This window comes from Tistrella sp., from assembly GCF_002684955.1.
GTDB lineage: Bacteria > Pseudomonadota > Alphaproteobacteria > Tistrellales > Tistrellaceae > Tistrella > Tistrella mobilis.
In genome coordinates, this window is the sequence record NZ_NYWI01000023.1 from 24,715 (window position 1) to 39,878 (window position 15,164).

Below are 15,164 nucleotides of genomic sequence, written 5' to 3' on the forward strand. Positions count from 1 at the left end.
ATGGACATCCTCAGAACCCCGCGCTGGCTGGCGGAGCTTGCCGCCGCCATGCCGGCCGGGACCGGTTATCTGCTGCTGCTGATCGTGGCGGTGGGCGTGGCGCTGATCGCCCATCGCCTGTTCTTCCGCCTGCTCACCATCGTGGTGCCGCGCAGCGGCAAGGGCTTCCGCACCGAAGTCTTCCGCCGGGTGCGGGGCCCCGTGCGTCTGGCCTTCATCCTGATCGCGCTGCGGGCGATCGCCCCCGAACTCGCGGTCGACGAGGGCGCCGGCGCGGTGATCGGCCGGGTGCTGCAGCTGGGGGTGATCGCGCTGATCGGCTGGATCGCCGTCTCGGTGCTGCGCGCGCTGGCCGATGTCAGCCGCCGCCGCTATCGCATCGATGTCGACGACAATCTGGTGGCGCGCAAGCACCGCACCCAGCTGATGCTGCTGCAACGGGTCGGCATCGGCCTGGTGGTGGTGGTGACGGTGGCGGCCATGCTGATGACCTTCCCGTCGGTGCGCCAGTACGGCGTCAGCCTGTTCGCCTCGGCCGGTGTCGCCGGCATCGTGATCGGCTTCGCGGCCCAGTCGATCCTGGCCAATCTGATCGCCGGCATCCAGATCGCCCTTACCCAGCCGATCCGCATCGAGGATGCGGTGGTGGTGGAAAACGAATGGGGCTGGGTGGAGGAAATCGCCGCCACCTATGTCGTGATCCGGCTGTGGGACTGGCGCCGGCTGGTGCTGCCGATTTCGTATTTCATCGAAAAACCCTTCCAGAACTGGACCCGCGAGACCGCCGGCATCATCGGCACGGTGATCTGGCAGGTGGACTACGCCATGTCCTTCGCCCGCATGCGCGAAAAGCTCGACGAGTTTCTGAAGCAGAGCAAACTCTGGGACGGCAAGGTCGGCGTGCTGCAGGTGATCGACACCACCGAACGCACGGTCACCATCCGCGCGCTGATGAGCGCCCACAACTCCCCCACCGCCTGGGATCTGCGCTGCGAGATCCGCGAGAAGATGCTGGTCTGGATGCAGGAGGACTGCCCGGAGGGGCTGCCGCGGCTGCGCAACGACGTCACCGCAGCCCTCCATGCCCCCGACCGGGCGGCAACCGGCAGCGACGGACAGGAACCGCTGACCCCGGAGGCGCTGGACCGCATGGGCGTGCGGCAGTAACGGCCGCCCCCGCTGCATGCTAGTCTTGTCGCTCATGGCCAGGAGAGCATCGGCGGGGAGCCCATGGACGCGCTGATCACCGCCGCCGCCCGCGCCCTGGCGGCGGGCGACCTTTTGGGCGCCCTCAATCGCGTATCGCTCCGCGACGACCCGCCGGCGCTGGCGCTGCGCGGCATCGTCATGGCAAGGCTCGGCGAATTCGGCCGGGCGCGGGATCTGCTCGCCCGGGCCGGACGGGGCTTCGGCCGCGGCAACCCCGCGGCGCGGGCGCGCTGTACCCTGGCCGAGGCCGAAATCGCCCTGGTGCTGCGCGACATCGCCTGGCCCCAAGGGCTGCTGGACCGCACCCGCGCGGTGCTGGAGACGGCCGGCGACCATGCCAATGCCGCCCATGCCCGGATCATCGAGGCCCGCCGCCTGCTGCTGATCGGCCAGCCGGGCGCCGCCGGCGACGCGATCGCCGGGCTCGACCCCGGGCGGATCCCGCCGGCGCTTGCGGCCGGGCTGCACCTGACCCGCGCCGGCATCGCCGCCCGCCGCATCGCCGCTGCCGAAGCCGCCCGTGACCTCGATGCCGCCGCCGCCGCGGCCGCGGCCAGCGGCATCGCCGAACTCGCCGCCGAAGTGGCGACCGCCCGCCACCAGCTCGACGCCCCGGCGGCCCGGCTGGTCCGGGCCGGCACCGACCGCATGGTCACGCTGGCCGAAATAGAGGCGCTGCCGGCAGAGGCGGCGCTGGTCGTCGATGCCTGCCGGCTGATCATCCGCGATGCCACCGACATCCGCCCGCTGGCCACCCGCCCGGTGCTCTTCGCCCTGGCCCGCCAGCTGGCGCTGGCCCATCCGGCCGATGTGCCGCGCGCGGTGCTGATCCGCGAAGGTTTCGGCGGCCGCACCGCCGACGACAGCCACCGCGCGCGGCTCCGGGTCGAGATCGGCCGCCTGCGCCGCCTGCTCCACCCGCTCGCCCGGATCCTCGCCACCCCGGCCGGCTTCGTTCTGCACCCCGCCCGCCCGGGCCCGGTCGCTCTGCTCGACCCGCCGATCGAGGCCGGCTGCGGCCGCATCCTCGCCCTGCTCGCCGATGGCGAAGCCTGGTCGACCACGGCCCTCGCCATCGCCCTCGGCACCAGCCCGCGCACCATACAGCGCCTCATGGAACGGCTTGCCGCCACGGGCCGCGTCCGCCCCACCGGCCGCGGCCGCACCCGCCGCTGGACGGTCCCGGCCCTCGGCGGTTTTCCGACGATCATGCTGCTGCCGGGGGTATAGGCGGGACCACAATTTTTGCCCCTGAAAATTGTCATTGACGACGCCGCCGATTGTTGCCGCATCTTTTTTCATCAAGGACTTGCCGGGAATGCGCGGCCTTGATATTCAGGGAAAAAGCTTTACCTTTTGCGTAAAGGTTTTACGTGCTGATCGGCTTCAAGACGACAAAGCTGAAGAAGCTGCTGTCCGACGAACGGCAGCTCGGCCGTGAGTATGGCGCCAGTGGCGGGCGAAAGATTGCGCGCCGGCTCGCCGTCCTTGCCGCAGCGGAGTGTCTGGCCGACGTCCCGACCACGCCGCCCACACGACGGCATCAGCTGAAGGGCGATCTGGACGAGCAGTTTGCCGTCGATGTCGAACATCCTTACCGCCTGCTCTTCAAGCCGGATCACACCCCTGTACCAAGATGTCAGGATGGCGGCATAGACCTGACGAAGGTCACCGCGATCACCATCCTGGGAGTTGAGGATTACCACTGATGACGACCGCCGCCACCGAATTCGAGCCAGATTATGTCGTCTCGCCGGGAGAGATTCTGGAGGAGATCCTCGAGGCGCGCGGCATGAAGAAGCGTCAGCTCGCCGACAGGTCAAACAAGTCGACCAAGCTGATCAGTCAGATCATCGCCGGTATCGCGCCGGTATCGCCGGATACGGCCATCGCGTTCGAGCGGGTGCTCGGCGTTCGGGCCTCCCTCTGGAATAATCTCGAATCCCGGTACCGCCTTCATCTGGCAAAACAGGACGAGCGAGCCCGCCTGGCATCCAACGTCGCATGGGCAAATCGTTTTCCCCTCGCCAGAATGAAGAAGTTCGGCCTCGTCGGCGATGCCCGGAAGCCGATCGTCGAAGATATTCTTGATTTTTTCGGCGTGGCGAATACTGACGCCTGGGAGAATGTTTACCTCCAGGAACAGCAGAGAGTGGCGTTCAGAGCCTCGCAAGCCTTTCAAAGCAGCCCCTATGCGATCGCTGCCTGGCTCCGCTGGGGAGAGAAGCATGCCGAATCGCTGGACGTTCCCGCCTTCGACAGGGACAGGTTCAAAACGGCGTTGAACGACATCAGGGCATTGACCCGTATGACGCCCGAAGAGTTTCACGCCCCCCTGAAGGAGTTGTGCAGCCGGTCGGGTGTCGTCGTGCTCTGGCTGCCGGAGCTTGACGGCACGCGCCTTAGCGGCGCCACAAAATGGCTCGGGCCGGAGAAGGTGATGATCCAGCTCAGCTTGCGCCACAGGACCGACGATCATTTCTGGTTCAGTTTCTTTCATGAAGCGGCTCACGTTCTTCTTCATGGGAAGAAAGCCGTCTTCATCGACGACGCCAGCAATACCACGACCAAAGAAGAAGATGAGGCAAATCTCTTCGCGCAAAATCATCTCATTCCCAGATCGCATTGGGCTCGTCTTACCAGGACGAAGGCGTTCTCGCGGGAGAGGATCGTCTCGTTTGCAGATGAGTTAAATATAGCTCCGGGGATTGTTGTGGGGCAACTGCAGCATGCCGGACTCATCCCGTACACACATCTGAATGGCCTGAAGCAGAAATTCGTTTGGGCCGATCAGCGCTATAACTGAGAAGACCGCTTCCCGACAGCATTGTTACTCTCACCCCCACCCCTCCCCGATCCAGGCTGAGGCTCGGACATGATCCCACCGCAGATCCCAAGGGAGGTTCCCATGACCAAGACCCTCACATCCCCCACCGCCGCCGCCACGGCCGATGCCGAGATCCTGCGCGACTACGGCCCCTGGCCCGGGGTCGATACCGTGCACGGGGTCAGTTTCGACGGCAGCCATGTCTGGTTCGCCGTCGGCCCGGCGGTGAATGTGCTCGACCCCTCGGATGGCCGGGTGGTGCGCAGGCTGCCGGTGCCGGGAGAGGCCGGCACCGCTTTCGACGGCCGGTTTCTCTATCAGATCGCAGGGCCGGTGATCCGCCGGCTCGACCCCGAAACCGGCGCGGAGCAGGGCACCATCCCCTGCCCGGGCAATGGCTGCGCGTCGGGCCTCGCCTGGGGCGAGGGCACGCTCTGGGTCGGCCAGTTCGACGACCGCCGGATCCTGCAGATCGACCCCGAAACCGGCGCCGTGCTCCGCCAGATCACCTCGGACCGCATGGTCACGGGCGTCACCTGGGCGGGCGATGAACTCTGGCACGGCAGCTGGGACGGCGCGCAGCAGACGGCCGATCTGCGCCGCATCGATCCCGACACCGGCCGCGTGATCGCCGTCATCGCCATGCCCCCGGGGCTTTCGGTCTCGGGTCTCGAAAGCGACGGCAACGGCACCTTCTATTGCGGCGGCGGCCGCAGCGGCAAGATCCGGGCGGTGCGCAAGAGCCTGTGAGCGCTACCCCCGGCCACCCGCCACCTCGCGCATGAACGCCAGAAACCGCGGATCGGCGGCATGGGCGACGTTCACCCGGATCGCCGGCGCGCGGGGTGCGCGGTCGGGGGCGAAGACCTGGCCCGGGGCCAGGAAGATGCTGCGCTCTGCCGCGGCACGGGCGAGCGCCAGTTCGTCCGTGCCGGCCGGCAGGCCGACCCAGAGATAAAAGCCGGCATGGGCCGGCGTCGCCACGTCCAGCCCCATTTCAGACAGCGCGCCGGCCGCCGTGGTCGCGGCCTCGCCCACCCGCGCGCGCAGCCGGCGCAGATGGCGGACATAATGGCCGTCGGAAATGAAGTTGTAGATGAAGCGCTCGACATAATCCGAGGTCGCGACCACCGTCAGCATCTTGATGCCCTGCAGCGCCGCCGCCACCGGCGCCGCCGCCGCGACATAGCCCGAGCGCAGGCTGGCCGAGAAGGTCTTGGAGAAGGTGCCGACATACAGCACCCGGTTCAGCTGATCGAGGGCGGCGAGCCTGGGCGCCGAGGCCGGCATCACATCGGCGAAGGCGTCGTCCTCGACCAGCTGGAAGCCGTGGCGTTCCGCCGCCTGCAACAGGCCATAGGCCGTGCCCATGGTCAGGCCATGGCCGGTCGGGTTGTGGCCCTGGGACTGGGTGAAGAACAGTTTCGGCCGGTGATGGGCCAGCTTCGCCGCCAGATCCTCCAGATCCGGCCCCTCGGGCCCGCGGCGGATGCCGATGATCCGCACCTTGGCCAGCGTCAGCTTGCCGAACAGCGGATAATAGCCGGGGTCGTCGACGAAGACCGTATCGCCCGGCTCCAGATGATGGCGGATGATCAGGTCCAGCCCGTGATTGGCGCCGTAGGTGAGCAGCACCTGCCCCACCCCCGCCTTGATGCCGCGTTCCGCCAGCAGCATGGCGATGCGTTCGCGCAGCGGCAGGAAGCCCCAGGAACTGCCATAGCCATGATCGATCGCCTCGCCCTTCGGCCATTTGAACCGGCCGAAGAAGCGGCCGATTTCAGAGCCTTCCATCCAGGCCTGGGGCGGGCGGCCGTCGCCGGGGCGCACCTCGTAATGCTGGTCCAGCTGTTCGCGCAGCAGCGAGACCACATCCACCGCCGCCTCCACATCCGGGTTCTGGCGCGGCAGCGGCCGGCGGTTGCCGCCGGTGACATAGAAGCCCGATCCCGGCCGCGACTCAAGCAGCCCCGCCGCAACCAGCCGGTCATAGACCTCGGCCATCGTGTTCTTCGACACCCCGTGATCCCCGGCCGCCGCCCTGACCGAGGCCAGGCGCTCGCCGGTTTTCAGCAGGCCGCCGGTGATCTGCCCGGTAATCAGCTCGACCAGCTGGTCGATGCGACTGGGTTGACGCGGGGGTGTGTCTGCCATATTGAAGCCGTCCGCCGAACTGTCCCATGAACCTTACTGGGACAGTCATGGTGATGAACCGTCCGACCGTCCCTTGTCCGTCCCCCGGATCATAGGACAATCATTGCCCAAGTCACAATCCTTCCCCGGTGCCCCCTGAAGCCGCGCTTCCGGAGCCCCGAAGAAGGCCGGGACGCCGGACAGACGGAGGAAACATGCAGGCCCGTGGCAGCGCGCTCAATTCGCGCCTTGAGAACTACCGCAACCTCACCCCGGCCGAGCGGCTGGCGGAACTCGCCCGCGCCGCCGGCCTCGATGCCGCCGACCAGGCCCTGCTCGCCGACCCCGCGGCGCTCGCCGTCGATCGCGCCAACGGCATGATCGAGAATGTGATCGGCACCTTCCAGCTGCCGATGGGTGTGGCGACCAATTTCCGCATCAACGGCCGCGACTACCTGATCCCGATGGTGGTCGAAGAACCGTCGGTGGTGGCGGCGGCGTCGTATATGGCGCGCATCGCCCGCAGCAACGACATCGGCTTCGAGACCTCCAGCACCATGCCGATCATGCGGGCGCAGGTGCAGCTTCTGGACGTGACCGACCCCTGGGGCGCGCGGCTGCGCATCCTGGCGGCGCGCGAGGCGATCATCGCCGCCGCCAATGCCAAGGATGCCAAACTGGTCAGCCTGGGCGGCGGCTGCCGCGACATCGAGGTCCATGTCTTCCCGGAAAGCCGGGTCGGGCCGATGGTGGTGATGCACCTGCTGGTCGATGTCCGCGACGCCATGGGCGCCAACACGGTCAACACCATGGCCGAAGCGGTGGCACCGCTGGTGGAACAGGCGGCCGGCGGCCGGGTGCGGCTGCGCATCCTGTCGAACCTGGCCGATCTGCGCCTGGCCCGCGCCAGTGTGCGGGTCTCGCCCGCCGCACTCGCCACGAAAACCGTGTCGGGCGAGGACATGGTGACCGGCATTGTCGAGGCGGCGGAATTCGCCGCGATCGACCCCTATCGGGCCGCCACCCACAACAAGGGCATCATGAACGGCATCGACCCGGTCGTGGTCGCCACCGGCAATGACTGGCGGGCGATCGAGGCCGGCGCCCATGCCTTCGCGGTGAAGGGCGGGCGCTATACCTCGCTCACCACCTGGGAGCGCGACCGCGAGGGCAATCTGGTCGGCACGCTGGAAATGCCGATGGCGCTGGGCCTGGTGGGCGGCGCCACCAAAACCCATCCGCTCGCCCAGGCCGCCCTGCGCATTCTGAAGGTCGAAACCGCGCAGGAACTGGCCGAGGTGACGGTGGCGGTGGGCCTGGCCCAGAACATGGCCGCCCTGCGCGCACTTGCGACCGAAGGCATTCAGCGCGGCCATATGGCGCTGCACGCCCGCAACATCGCCATCCTGGCCGGGGCCGAAGGGGCCGAGATCGAGGCGGTGGCAAAGCAGCTGGCCGCCGCCCATGACGTGCGCGTCGACCGCGCCCGCGAATGTCTCGACGAGCTGCGCCGGGGTTGATCCCCGGCGCCAATCACAAGCAGCCAGTCACGTACAGCTGACGATCCTGGGGAGAAAACCGATGACCAGCCATGACCAGACCACCCGCCGCGGCCTGCTGAAGCGCGCCGGCGGCATCGCCGCCGCCGGTGCCGCGGTGGCCGCCGGTGCCGGCACCTTTGCCGCACCCCATGTCGCCCGCGCCGCCGGCCAGCCGGTGAAATGGCGCATGCAGGCGCTGTGGGACGCCAACACCACGCCGATGAAGTTCGAACAGCTCTTCGCCGACCGGGTGAAGGAGTTGACCGGCGGTGGCTTCGAGATCCAGACCTTCACCGCCGGCCAGCTGGTGCCGGCCAACCAGGCCTTCGACGCGGTCCGCGCCGGCGCCTTCCAGATGATGAAGACCTTCGACGGCTACGAGGCCGGCAAGATCCCGGCCTTCGCCTTCACCTCCACCGTGCCCTTCGGCTTCCCCGAAAGCGACCAGTACGAAGCCTGGTTCTACGAAAAGGGCGGTCTCGACATGGCACGCGAGGCCTATGGCAAGGCCGGGCTGATGTATATCGCCCCCACCGTCTATGGCCAGGAGCCGATCCATTCGAAGGTGAAGATCTCGTCGATCGAAGAATTCCAGGGCAAGAAGGGCCGTTTCGTCGGCCTCGCCTCCAGCGTGATGGGCGCCATGGGCGTGGCGGTGACGCCGCTGCCGACGGCCGAAGTCTATTCGGCGCTGGAAAAGGGCGTGATCGACATCGCCGACCGCGGCGACCTGACCGCCAACCTCCAGGCCGGCCTGGCCGAGGTTGCCAAATTCATCATCCTGCCCGGCGTCCACCAGCCGACCACCGCCACCAGCTATGTGGCGAACAAGGCCGCCTACGAGGCCCTGCCGGCGGAATACAAGGCGGTGCTGGCGGTGGCGGCCCGCGAGACCTCGGCGGCGCTGCGCCAGCATATCGTGGTGCAGGACGTGGCCTCGCTGGCCAAATACCGCGAGGCGGGCGTGGAGATCGTCCAGCTCGACCCGGCCGACATCCGCGCCAACCGCGCCAAGGCCGAGGCCCAGTGGCGCGTCGCCACCAAGGACGACGCGCTCGCCACCCGTATCCTGGACAGTCAGGTCGGGTTCATGAAGGAACTGGGCCTGCTGGGTTGAGGGGAGGCGTGGCCGAAGGTGGATCCCCGCCTGCGCGGGGATGACGGATTTTCCCTTGTGTCAAAGGGACCGATCCTACCCTGCACCGCCAGGCCGCAGTCACCAGGGACCTGCGTCCGTCACCGTAAAACCGACGGCAATCTGTTGTTCCAGACAGGAGATGCCGTCATCCCCGCGAAGGCGGGGATCCACCTTTCCCGCCGCGTGACGGGCGCAGCCAGGGCTCCCCTGCCCCAACAACACAACATCGCCGGGCGGCGGGGCCTTTGTCCCGCCGCCTTCGTCCGGTTCCGGTGCGGAGGATCCTGATGTCCGCCCTTGTCGGGGTGGTCCGCGGCTATTGCACGGCCGTCACCGCCTTCAACCATCTTCTCGCCCGGCTGGCCGCGCTCGTCATGTTCGTGGTCGTGCCGGTGATCCTGTTCGAGGTGGTCTCGCGCTATTTCTTCGATGCGCCGACCAACTGGGCGATGGAATCCGCCACGCTGGTCTTCGGCCCCTATTTCCTGACCGCCGGGCCCTGGCTGCTGCACATCCACGGCCATGTGAACATCGATATCCTCCACAAGGCGGTCGGCCGGCGACTGCAACTCGTCTTCGATGCCTTCGGCCAGCTGGTGATCATGGGCTTCTGTTGGGTGCTGATCGAGCTTTCCTGGCCGCTTGCGGTCAATTCCTGGGAGCTGGGCGAGACCAGCTTCTCGTCCTGGAACCCCGAGATCTGGTGGACCAAATTCTTCCTGCCGGGGGCGCTGGCCCTGCTGTTCCTGCAGGCGGTGGCGGAATTCCTGCGCGCCGCCATCCAGCTCGGCGGCGGTGACGACCCGATGAACGGTGCCGGCCGGCCCCGGGCAGGTGCGGCATGACCGGTATCGCGTCGGAAGGCGTGCTGATCTGGATGTTCGCGGGCCTGGTCGGGCTGATGCTGACCGGCCTGCCGCTCGCCTTCGTGCTGGGCGGTCTTGCGATCCTGTTCACGGTGCTGCTCTGGGATCCGGCGGCGCTGACCATCACCGTGCTGCAGATCTTCGACACCATGCGCTCGGATTCGCTGATGTCGATCCCGCTCTATGTGATGATGGCGAGCGTGCTGCAGCGCTCCGGCATCATCGAATCGCTCTACAAGGCGATGGAGCTGTGGTTCAACCGCCTGCCCGGCGGGCTCGCCATCGGCACGGTGATCATCTGCACGATCATGGCGGCGATGACCGGCATCGTCGGCGCCGCGGTCGCGGCCATGGGCATCCTGGCCCTGCCCTCGATGCTGAAGCGCGGCTATGACCAGCGCCTGGCGCTGGGCACGATCTGCGCCGGCGGCACGCTCGGCATCCTGATCCCGCCGTCGGTGGTGACCATCGTCTATGCCGTCACCGCCCAGGTCTCGATCGGCCAGATGTTCATCGGCGGCATCATTCCGGGCCTGCTGCTGGCGGGGCTCTATGTCGCCTATATCGTCATCCGCAGCCTGATCGACCCGTCGATCGCGCCGCGCGACCCCTCACCCGTCGCCTGGGGGGCGCGCATCCGCTCGCTGCGCGCGCTGATCCTGCCCTTCCTGATCATCATCGGCGTGCTCGGCAGCATCTATGCCGGCATTGCCACGCCGACCGAAGCGGCGGCGGTGGGGGTGGCCGGTGCGATCGTCTCGGCGGCGGTGGAGCGCCGGCTCAGCCTCTCCATGCTGTCCGGCGCCGGCATCGACACGATCAAGGTCACCGCGATGATCCTGTGGATCACCATGGGCGCCAAGGCGTTCGTGGCGATCTTCACCGGCACCGGCGGCGCCGATTTCCTGCTGGAGTTCATCCGCGACCTGGACGCCAACCGCTGGCTGGTGCTGGCGGCGATGATGGGCGTGCTGGTGTTCCTCGGCCTGTTCCTGGACGAGATCGGCATCATCCTGCTCTGCGTGCCGGTCTTCCTGCCGGTGATCCAGCTCCTGGATTTCGACCCGCTCTGGTTCGGCATCCTGTTCATGGTCTCGGCCCAGACCGCCTATATCAGCCCGCCCTTCGGCTATACCCTGTTCTATCTGAAGGGCACGCTGCCGCCGGAGATCGGCATGGGCACGGTCTATCGCGGCATCATCCCCTTCGTCCTGCTTCAGCTGGTGGGCCTCGGCCTCTGCGCGGCCTTCCCCGAACTGGTGCTGTGGCTGCCGAAGCTGATGGTGGCGGGGTAGCGCACGGCACCCGCTTCCCGGCGAAAACCCCGCCCCGCCCTGCCGCAGGGCGGGGTTTTCGCGTTGTGGAAAGCCTCGCGATCGACCAGTCTTGTTCCCTGGTCGGGCGGCCATGCGTGGAGGGATCATGACGATACTGTCCATCCGATCCGGGGATTTCGACGTCGCAGATCGGGTCGAGGCCTTCCGGAATGTCGTGTCGACCATGACCAGGGTCGACGTCACGCCCGATGATCCCGCGACCTTTCATTCCGAAACCTCGATCGCCATCCTCACCGATCTGATGATCGGCCATGGCAGCCATTCGGCCTCTACCGCCGTCAGAACCACCGCCCATGCCGCCGATGCCGGCGACAATGTGATGTTCCACATCCCGCTCTCCGGCGGCTGTTCGATCGCCCAGACCGGCGGCGAAACCGCCGAGTTGCGGCCCGGCCTGATCTATGCCGACCCGAGCGGGGTTGCCGGTGTGCTGCGGTTTCACGGCGAACCCACGGTCGGCTGCTATGTCTCGCTGCCCCGCCGCCATCTGGCCGCGGCAGGTGCCGGGCTGGATGCGATGCTGCGGCGCACCGCACCGCTGACCGCCCAATGGCGGCTGCTGTTCGGCTATGCCCGCAGCCTGCACCGGGAACTGCCGCATCTTCCCCCCGAAGACGCCGCGCAAAGCGCCTGCCATCTTCGGGATCTGGCGGTGATGGCGCTGGGGGCGACGCGCGACGCCGGCCAGATCGCCATGGATGCGGGCTTCGGCGATCTGTCCTGGTTCAACGCCCGGTTCAAACGCTGCTATGGCCTGTCGCCGCGCGATGTGCGGGCACGGGCGCGGCGCGGGGACTGATCCGCGGCTGTGCCGTTGCCCCCGATCCCTGGTGCCGCCCTCCCCAAGACGTCGTCTCCGCCCGCCCGTATTCTGTGCCCCGGAATGCCCGGGGCCTCGGTCGGCCCGCCGGGCCGTCGACGAGAAAAGCCAGATGAGACAGCTTCTGTTGAAGACCGGCGGCGCCCTGCTTGCGGCCCTGATCACCTGCGGCACCATGGCCCAGGTCGGGACGGTTGCCCAGGCCGGCACGGGCACCCAGGCCGGAGAGGCGGATCGCGCCACCATCCTGATCCTCGATGCCTCGGGCTCGATGTGGGGGCGGCTTGCCGACGACGAGACCGGGCCCGGCGGCAAGACAAAGATAGAGGTCGCACGCGACGTGCTGGACGGGTTCCTGGGGTCGCGCGACATGTCGGTCCCGCTCGGCATCATCGCCTATGGCCATAATCGCCGGGGCGATTGTTCGGATATCGAGCAGATCGCCCCGGTCGGCCGGCACGAGACACGCGCCCTGTCGGCGCGGCTGGCGCGGCTGAACCCCAGGGGCAAGACGCCGTTGGGGCAGTCGCTGCGCCGGGCTGCGGCCGACATCCCCCGCACGGCGGAAGAGGCCGATATCGTGCTGGTCACCGACGGGCTGGAGACCTGCGATGTCGACCCCTGCGCGGTTGCGGCAGAGCTTGCCGCAGAGGGAATCCGGATCCGGGCGCATGTGGTGGGGTTCGGGCTGACCGAGACCGAAGCCGCCGCCCTGGCCTGTATTCCCGACAAGACCGGCGGGCTGCTGATGCGCCCGCAATCGGGCGCGGAACTGGCCGAGGCCCTGTCGCGTGCCACCGCCGAGGCCCCGCCGGTGGCGATGACCGGGCTGCGCCTGATCTTTTCCTATCCGGGGGCGATGCCCGATACCTATGAATGGGCGCTGCGCGACGAAAGCACGGGGCAGGAACTGGTGCTGGGCAAGGTGTCGGGGGCGGCGCGCTATCAGCCTTTCGCCGTGGAGCTGGCCCCCGGCACCTATACCGCCCCAGGCACCTACACCGCCATCGTCACGGCAGAGGCGGGGCGCGGCGAGGCCCGCTTCACCGCCACCGGCGCGGCCCGGGACATCGTCGTCACCATGCAGGGGCTGCTGCCGGTCACGGCGATGCGCGATCGCGGCCCCTATGCGGCCCGGGGCGAAACCGTGGCCATCGACCTGAACATCACCCAGGCGGGCCAGGAAACCGGCGGTGCGGCGCTGGCGCTGCGGCTCTATGCGCCCGATGGCGGCGAGGCCATCACCTATTCCACGGTCGAAGGCAAGGCGGGCGTCAGCCAGGCCGGGATCAATCTGCCGGCCACACCGGGCCCCTATCTCCTGAAGCTGGAAAGCTGGGGCGGAGAGCCGGTCGAGGAGATGACCATCCAGACCGAAACCGACCCGGCCGTCACCCTGCTCGCCCCGCCCGCGGTGGCGCCGGGTGCGGCGATCCCGGTCGGCAGCACCGGCAGCCAGCTCTGGAACGACGGGATCGAGATCTGGCAGGGCGACCGCCAGGTCGATTGGGGGGTCACGCTGGGGGATCTGGCCAATGGCAACAGCCTGACGGCCCCGGCGGAGCCCGGCACCTATGATCTGGTCTACAAAACCACCGACGCCGCGGGCACACGCATCGAAAAGGCCCGGCTGGCGATCGTGGTCGGCACCGTCGCCGATGATGCGACCGGTGCGGCCGCGGCGCCGGGGGCCGCCGCCACCTGCGACGACGGCCGGGGCCACGGCCCGGATGCCTGCGCAAACGGCAGAGAGGCGGGAACGCGGGCCTGGACCGACTATCCCCATCGCTGCCTTCAGGGCGACCGGACGGCGACCTATTGCGAGATGCGCGACGCCGCCACCGGCCTCGGCTTCATCCTGCCCGAGAACCGGGTGGCCGAGGTCGTGCCCGCCTCCGGCGCCGACATCTTCCCCCGCGCCGAGTTCATCGACGCCACCGGCGCCACGGCATCGATCTTCCTGAACCCTGAAACCCCACCGCCGGGCGACAATGCCTGCCACATCACCCGGGTGGGGCGCCTGTGCGCCGACCCGGACCGGGGCGATGAAAAGCTGGCCGCCGCCATCCGCACCCTGCAGTTCACGCTGACCACCGGACGGGTGATCCGCCGCTGCGGCGACACGGCCTGCGCGTTCGACCACCCCAACCCGCCGATATCGGGGCGGCTGCCGGCGCGCTGGTCGGTAGAGGCGGCCCGCCCCACCGGGGATGGAGGCCCACAACTTTCGACCTGGTTCTTCGATCTGGACCGGTCCGGGGCTTTCCACCTCATCGGCCTGAACCAGCCGGGCGGAACCGACTGCCGCGAGGCCGGCCCCGGCAACCGGCTCTGCGCCTTCACGCCCGGCATCGCATCGCAGGATTTCGATCTGATCCGCAGGACGCTCGGGACCGGCGGCACCAGGGGCGACACCGGGGGCGGGGCGTCGGATGCGGCCCGGACCCTGGAGCTTCTGGCCCCGTCGCGCACCCCGGCACGATAACCGCTTTCCAAGGATGAACCCGACATGCGTCATCGGCTGACTGGCGCCCTGCTGTCCGGCCTGGGCATTGCCCTGGCCGGGCCGGCGCTGGCCGACAAGGCCATCATCGCGGAATGCCGCGGCAACGGCGCCGCCTTCTATCTGTCGGATGTGCCCTTCGACCGGGTGAACGACCTGGCGGTCGAAAAGGGCATCGGCCCCGCCCCCTCTGCCGATGCCGTCTTCGTGATCGGCGACGGCCGGCGCTATCCCCTCTACAGCTGGGACACGCGCAGCCGCCAGGCGATCGACCGGGCCTGCGGCGGGGATGACGAAGGCAATGGCGACCTGGCGCTGTTCTACGGCATCCAGCCACAGCCCGGCCTGTGGCAGGCGCGGCTGGGCAAAACCCGGCTGGACGGCTGCCCGCCCCTCATGCAGCAGGCCTTCCCGGCATCAGCCGGCGCCCTGCCGGCCGAGTGGACGACCCCACGCCGGCTGACCTTCGACGTGCCGTTCCACCCCGACCAGCTGGAGATGACCCGCCGCCTGGAGGCGGAGGGCCTCAGCCGGGTCGACTGGCGGAACGCCGGCGACGACGCCTGGCAGGCCGAGCTGTTCAGCCCCCTTTTCGGCCAGATCCCGGCCGGCGACGGCCAGGGCAGCAGAATGACCTGGCGGCTGACCGTCAAAAGCGAAACCGAGATCGAACACCTCGTCACCATGCGCCTGACCCTGCCCGACGCGGCCGCCGGCGCCATGGGGCTCGGCGACTGCCGCATGACCAGCGTCAACGCCTGGACCCGCATCGGGGAGTGAGGGGGGGCAG

General features: G+C 68.4%; 13 protein-coding genes. 12 read left to right on the forward strand and 1 reads right to left on the reverse strand.

Annotation, left to right across the window (positions count from 1 at the left end; genetic code table 11):
• The 5 genes from CMO28_RS06240 to CMO28_RS06260 all read left to right on the forward strand — a co-directional run bounded on the left by CMO28_RS06240 (window position 1) and on the right by CMO28_RS06260 (window position 4,786).
• Window positions 1–1,167: a mechanosensitive ion channel family protein gene (locus CMO28_RS06240; RefSeq protein ID WP_296711207.1), complete on the forward strand. Its 1,167-nt coding sequence runs from the start codon at window positions 1–3 to the stop codon at window positions 1,165–1,167.
• Window positions 1,168–1,230: 63 nt separating this feature from the next.
• Entirely contained in the window at window positions 1,231–2,439 is a 1,209-nt protein-coding gene (locus CMO28_RS06245) for a helix-turn-helix domain-containing protein (RefSeq protein ID WP_296711210.1), read from the forward strand.
• A gap of 143 nt (window positions 2,440–2,582) precedes the next feature.
• Window positions 2,583–2,918 carry a type II toxin-antitoxin system RelE/ParE family toxin gene (locus CMO28_RS06250; protein ID WP_296711213.1) on the forward strand — a complete coding sequence of 112 codons (336 nt, stop codon included), beginning with the start codon at window positions 2,583–2,585 and terminating at the stop codon, window positions 2,916–2,918.
• Window positions 2,918–4,015, forward strand: a complete 1,098-nt coding sequence (locus tag CMO28_RS06255; RefSeq protein ID WP_296711215.1) for a helix-turn-helix domain-containing protein — start codon at window positions 2,918–2,920, stop codon at window positions 4,013–4,015. The genes CMO28_RS06250 and CMO28_RS06255 overlap by 1 nt, the downstream gene beginning before the upstream one ends.
• A gap of 102 nt (window positions 4,016–4,117) precedes the next feature.
• Window positions 4,118–4,786: a glutamine cyclotransferase gene (locus CMO28_RS06260; protein ID WP_296711218.1), complete on the forward strand. Its 669-nt coding sequence runs from the start codon at window positions 4,118–4,120 to the stop codon at window positions 4,784–4,786.
• A 3-nt stretch (window positions 4,787–4,789) separates the two neighbouring features.
• Here CMO28_RS06260 and CMO28_RS06265 read toward each other — a convergent pair whose 3' ends face one another.
• On the reverse strand, window positions 4,790–6,190 hold the full coding sequence (locus tag CMO28_RS06265) for a PLP-dependent aminotransferase family protein (protein WP_296711221.1): 1,401 nt from the start codon (window positions 6,188–6,190) through the stop codon (window positions 4,790–4,792).
• A gap of 194 nt (window positions 6,191–6,384) precedes the next feature.
• Between CMO28_RS06265 and CMO28_RS06270 the strand changes: the two genes are divergently transcribed.
• The 7 genes from CMO28_RS06270 (at window position 6,385) to CMO28_RS06300 (ending at window position 15,154) form a co-directional block, all read left to right on the forward strand.
• A complete protein-coding gene (locus tag CMO28_RS06270; protein ID WP_296711222.1) occupies window positions 6,385–7,689 on the forward strand; it encodes a hydroxymethylglutaryl-CoA reductase, degradative in 1,305 nt (434 codons plus the stop codon).
• Window positions 7,690–7,750: 61 nt separating this feature from the next.
• On the forward strand, window positions 7,751–8,827 hold the full coding sequence (gene dctP, locus CMO28_RS06275; protein WP_296711225.1) for a TRAP transporter substrate-binding protein DctP: 1,077 nt from the start codon (window positions 7,751–7,753) through the stop codon (window positions 8,825–8,827).
• Window positions 8,828–9,135: 308 nt separating this feature from the next.
• A complete protein-coding gene (locus CMO28_RS06280) occupies window positions 9,136–9,693 on the forward strand; it encodes a TRAP transporter small permease subunit (protein WP_062762190.1) in 558 nt (185 codons plus the stop codon).
• The gene (locus tag CMO28_RS06285; RefSeq protein ID WP_296711229.1) at window positions 9,690–11,009 is read left to right on the forward strand and encodes a TRAP transporter large permease; all 1,320 of its coding nucleotides are present in this window, start codon (window positions 9,690–9,692) and stop codon (window positions 11,007–11,009) included. The genes CMO28_RS06280 and CMO28_RS06285 overlap by 4 nt, the downstream gene beginning before the upstream one ends.
• A gap of 127 nt (window positions 11,010–11,136) precedes the next feature.
• Entirely contained in the window at window positions 11,137–11,850 is a 714-nt protein-coding gene (locus CMO28_RS06290; RefSeq protein WP_296711234.1) for a hypothetical protein, read from the forward strand.
• 133 nt (window positions 11,851–11,983) lie between these two features.
• Window positions 11,984–14,356 carry a vWA domain-containing protein gene (locus CMO28_RS06295; RefSeq protein ID WP_296711236.1) on the forward strand — a complete coding sequence of 791 codons (2,373 nt, stop codon included), beginning with the start codon at window positions 11,984–11,986 and terminating at the stop codon, window positions 14,354–14,356.
• A 24-nt stretch (window positions 14,357–14,380) separates the two neighbouring features.
• Window positions 14,381–15,154: a hypothetical protein gene (locus CMO28_RS06300; protein ID WP_296711240.1), complete on the forward strand. Its 774-nt coding sequence runs from the start codon at window positions 14,381–14,383 to the stop codon at window positions 15,152–15,154.
• Window positions 15,155–15,164: the final 10 nt, after the last annotated feature.

What these genes read in the sequence shown, in the direction of transcription:
- CMO28_RS06285 (WP_296711229.1), top strand. Translation starts at nt 9,690, where the DNA reads ATGACCGGTATCGCGTCGGAAGGCGTGCTGATCTGGATGTTCGCGGGC.
- CMO28_RS06255 (WP_296711215.1), top strand. Translation starts at nt 2,918, where the DNA reads ATGACGACCGCCGCCACCGAATTCGAGCCAGATTATGTCGTCTCGCCG.
- CMO28_RS06245 (WP_296711210.1), top strand. Translation starts at nt 1,231, where the DNA reads ATGGACGCGCTGATCACCGCCGCCGCCCGCGCCCTGGCGGCGGGCGAC.
- CMO28_RS06290 (WP_296711234.1), top strand. Translation starts at nt 11,137, where the DNA reads ATGACGATACTGTCCATCCGATCCGGGGATTTCGACGTCGCAGATCGG.
- CMO28_RS06240 (WP_296711207.1), top strand. Translation starts at nt 1, where the DNA reads ATGGACATCCTCAGAACCCCGCGCTGGCTGGCGGAGCTTGCCGCCGCC.
- CMO28_RS06270 (WP_296711222.1), top strand. Translation starts at nt 6,385, where the DNA reads ATGCAGGCCCGTGGCAGCGCGCTCAATTCGCGCCTTGAGAACTACCGC.
- CMO28_RS06280 (WP_062762190.1), top strand. Translation starts at nt 9,136, where the DNA reads ATGTCCGCCCTTGTCGGGGTGGTCCGCGGCTATTGCACGGCCGTCACC.
- CMO28_RS06260 (WP_296711218.1), top strand. Translation starts at nt 4,118, where the DNA reads ATGACCAAGACCCTCACATCCCCCACCGCCGCCGCCACGGCCGATGCC.
- CMO28_RS06265 (WP_296711221.1), bottom strand. Translation starts at nt 6,190, where the DNA reads ATGGCAGACACACCCCCGCGTCAACCCAGTCGCATCGACCAGCTGGTC.
- CMO28_RS06295 (WP_296711236.1), top strand. Translation starts at nt 11,984, where the DNA reads ATGAGACAGCTTCTGTTGAAGACCGGCGGCGCCCTGCTTGCGGCCCTG.
- CMO28_RS06300 (WP_296711240.1), top strand. Translation starts at nt 14,381, where the DNA reads ATGCGTCATCGGCTGACTGGCGCCCTGCTGTCCGGCCTGGGCATTGCC.
- dctP (WP_296711225.1), top strand. Translation starts at nt 7,751, where the DNA reads ATGACCAGCCATGACCAGACCACCCGCCGCGGCCTGCTGAAGCGCGCC.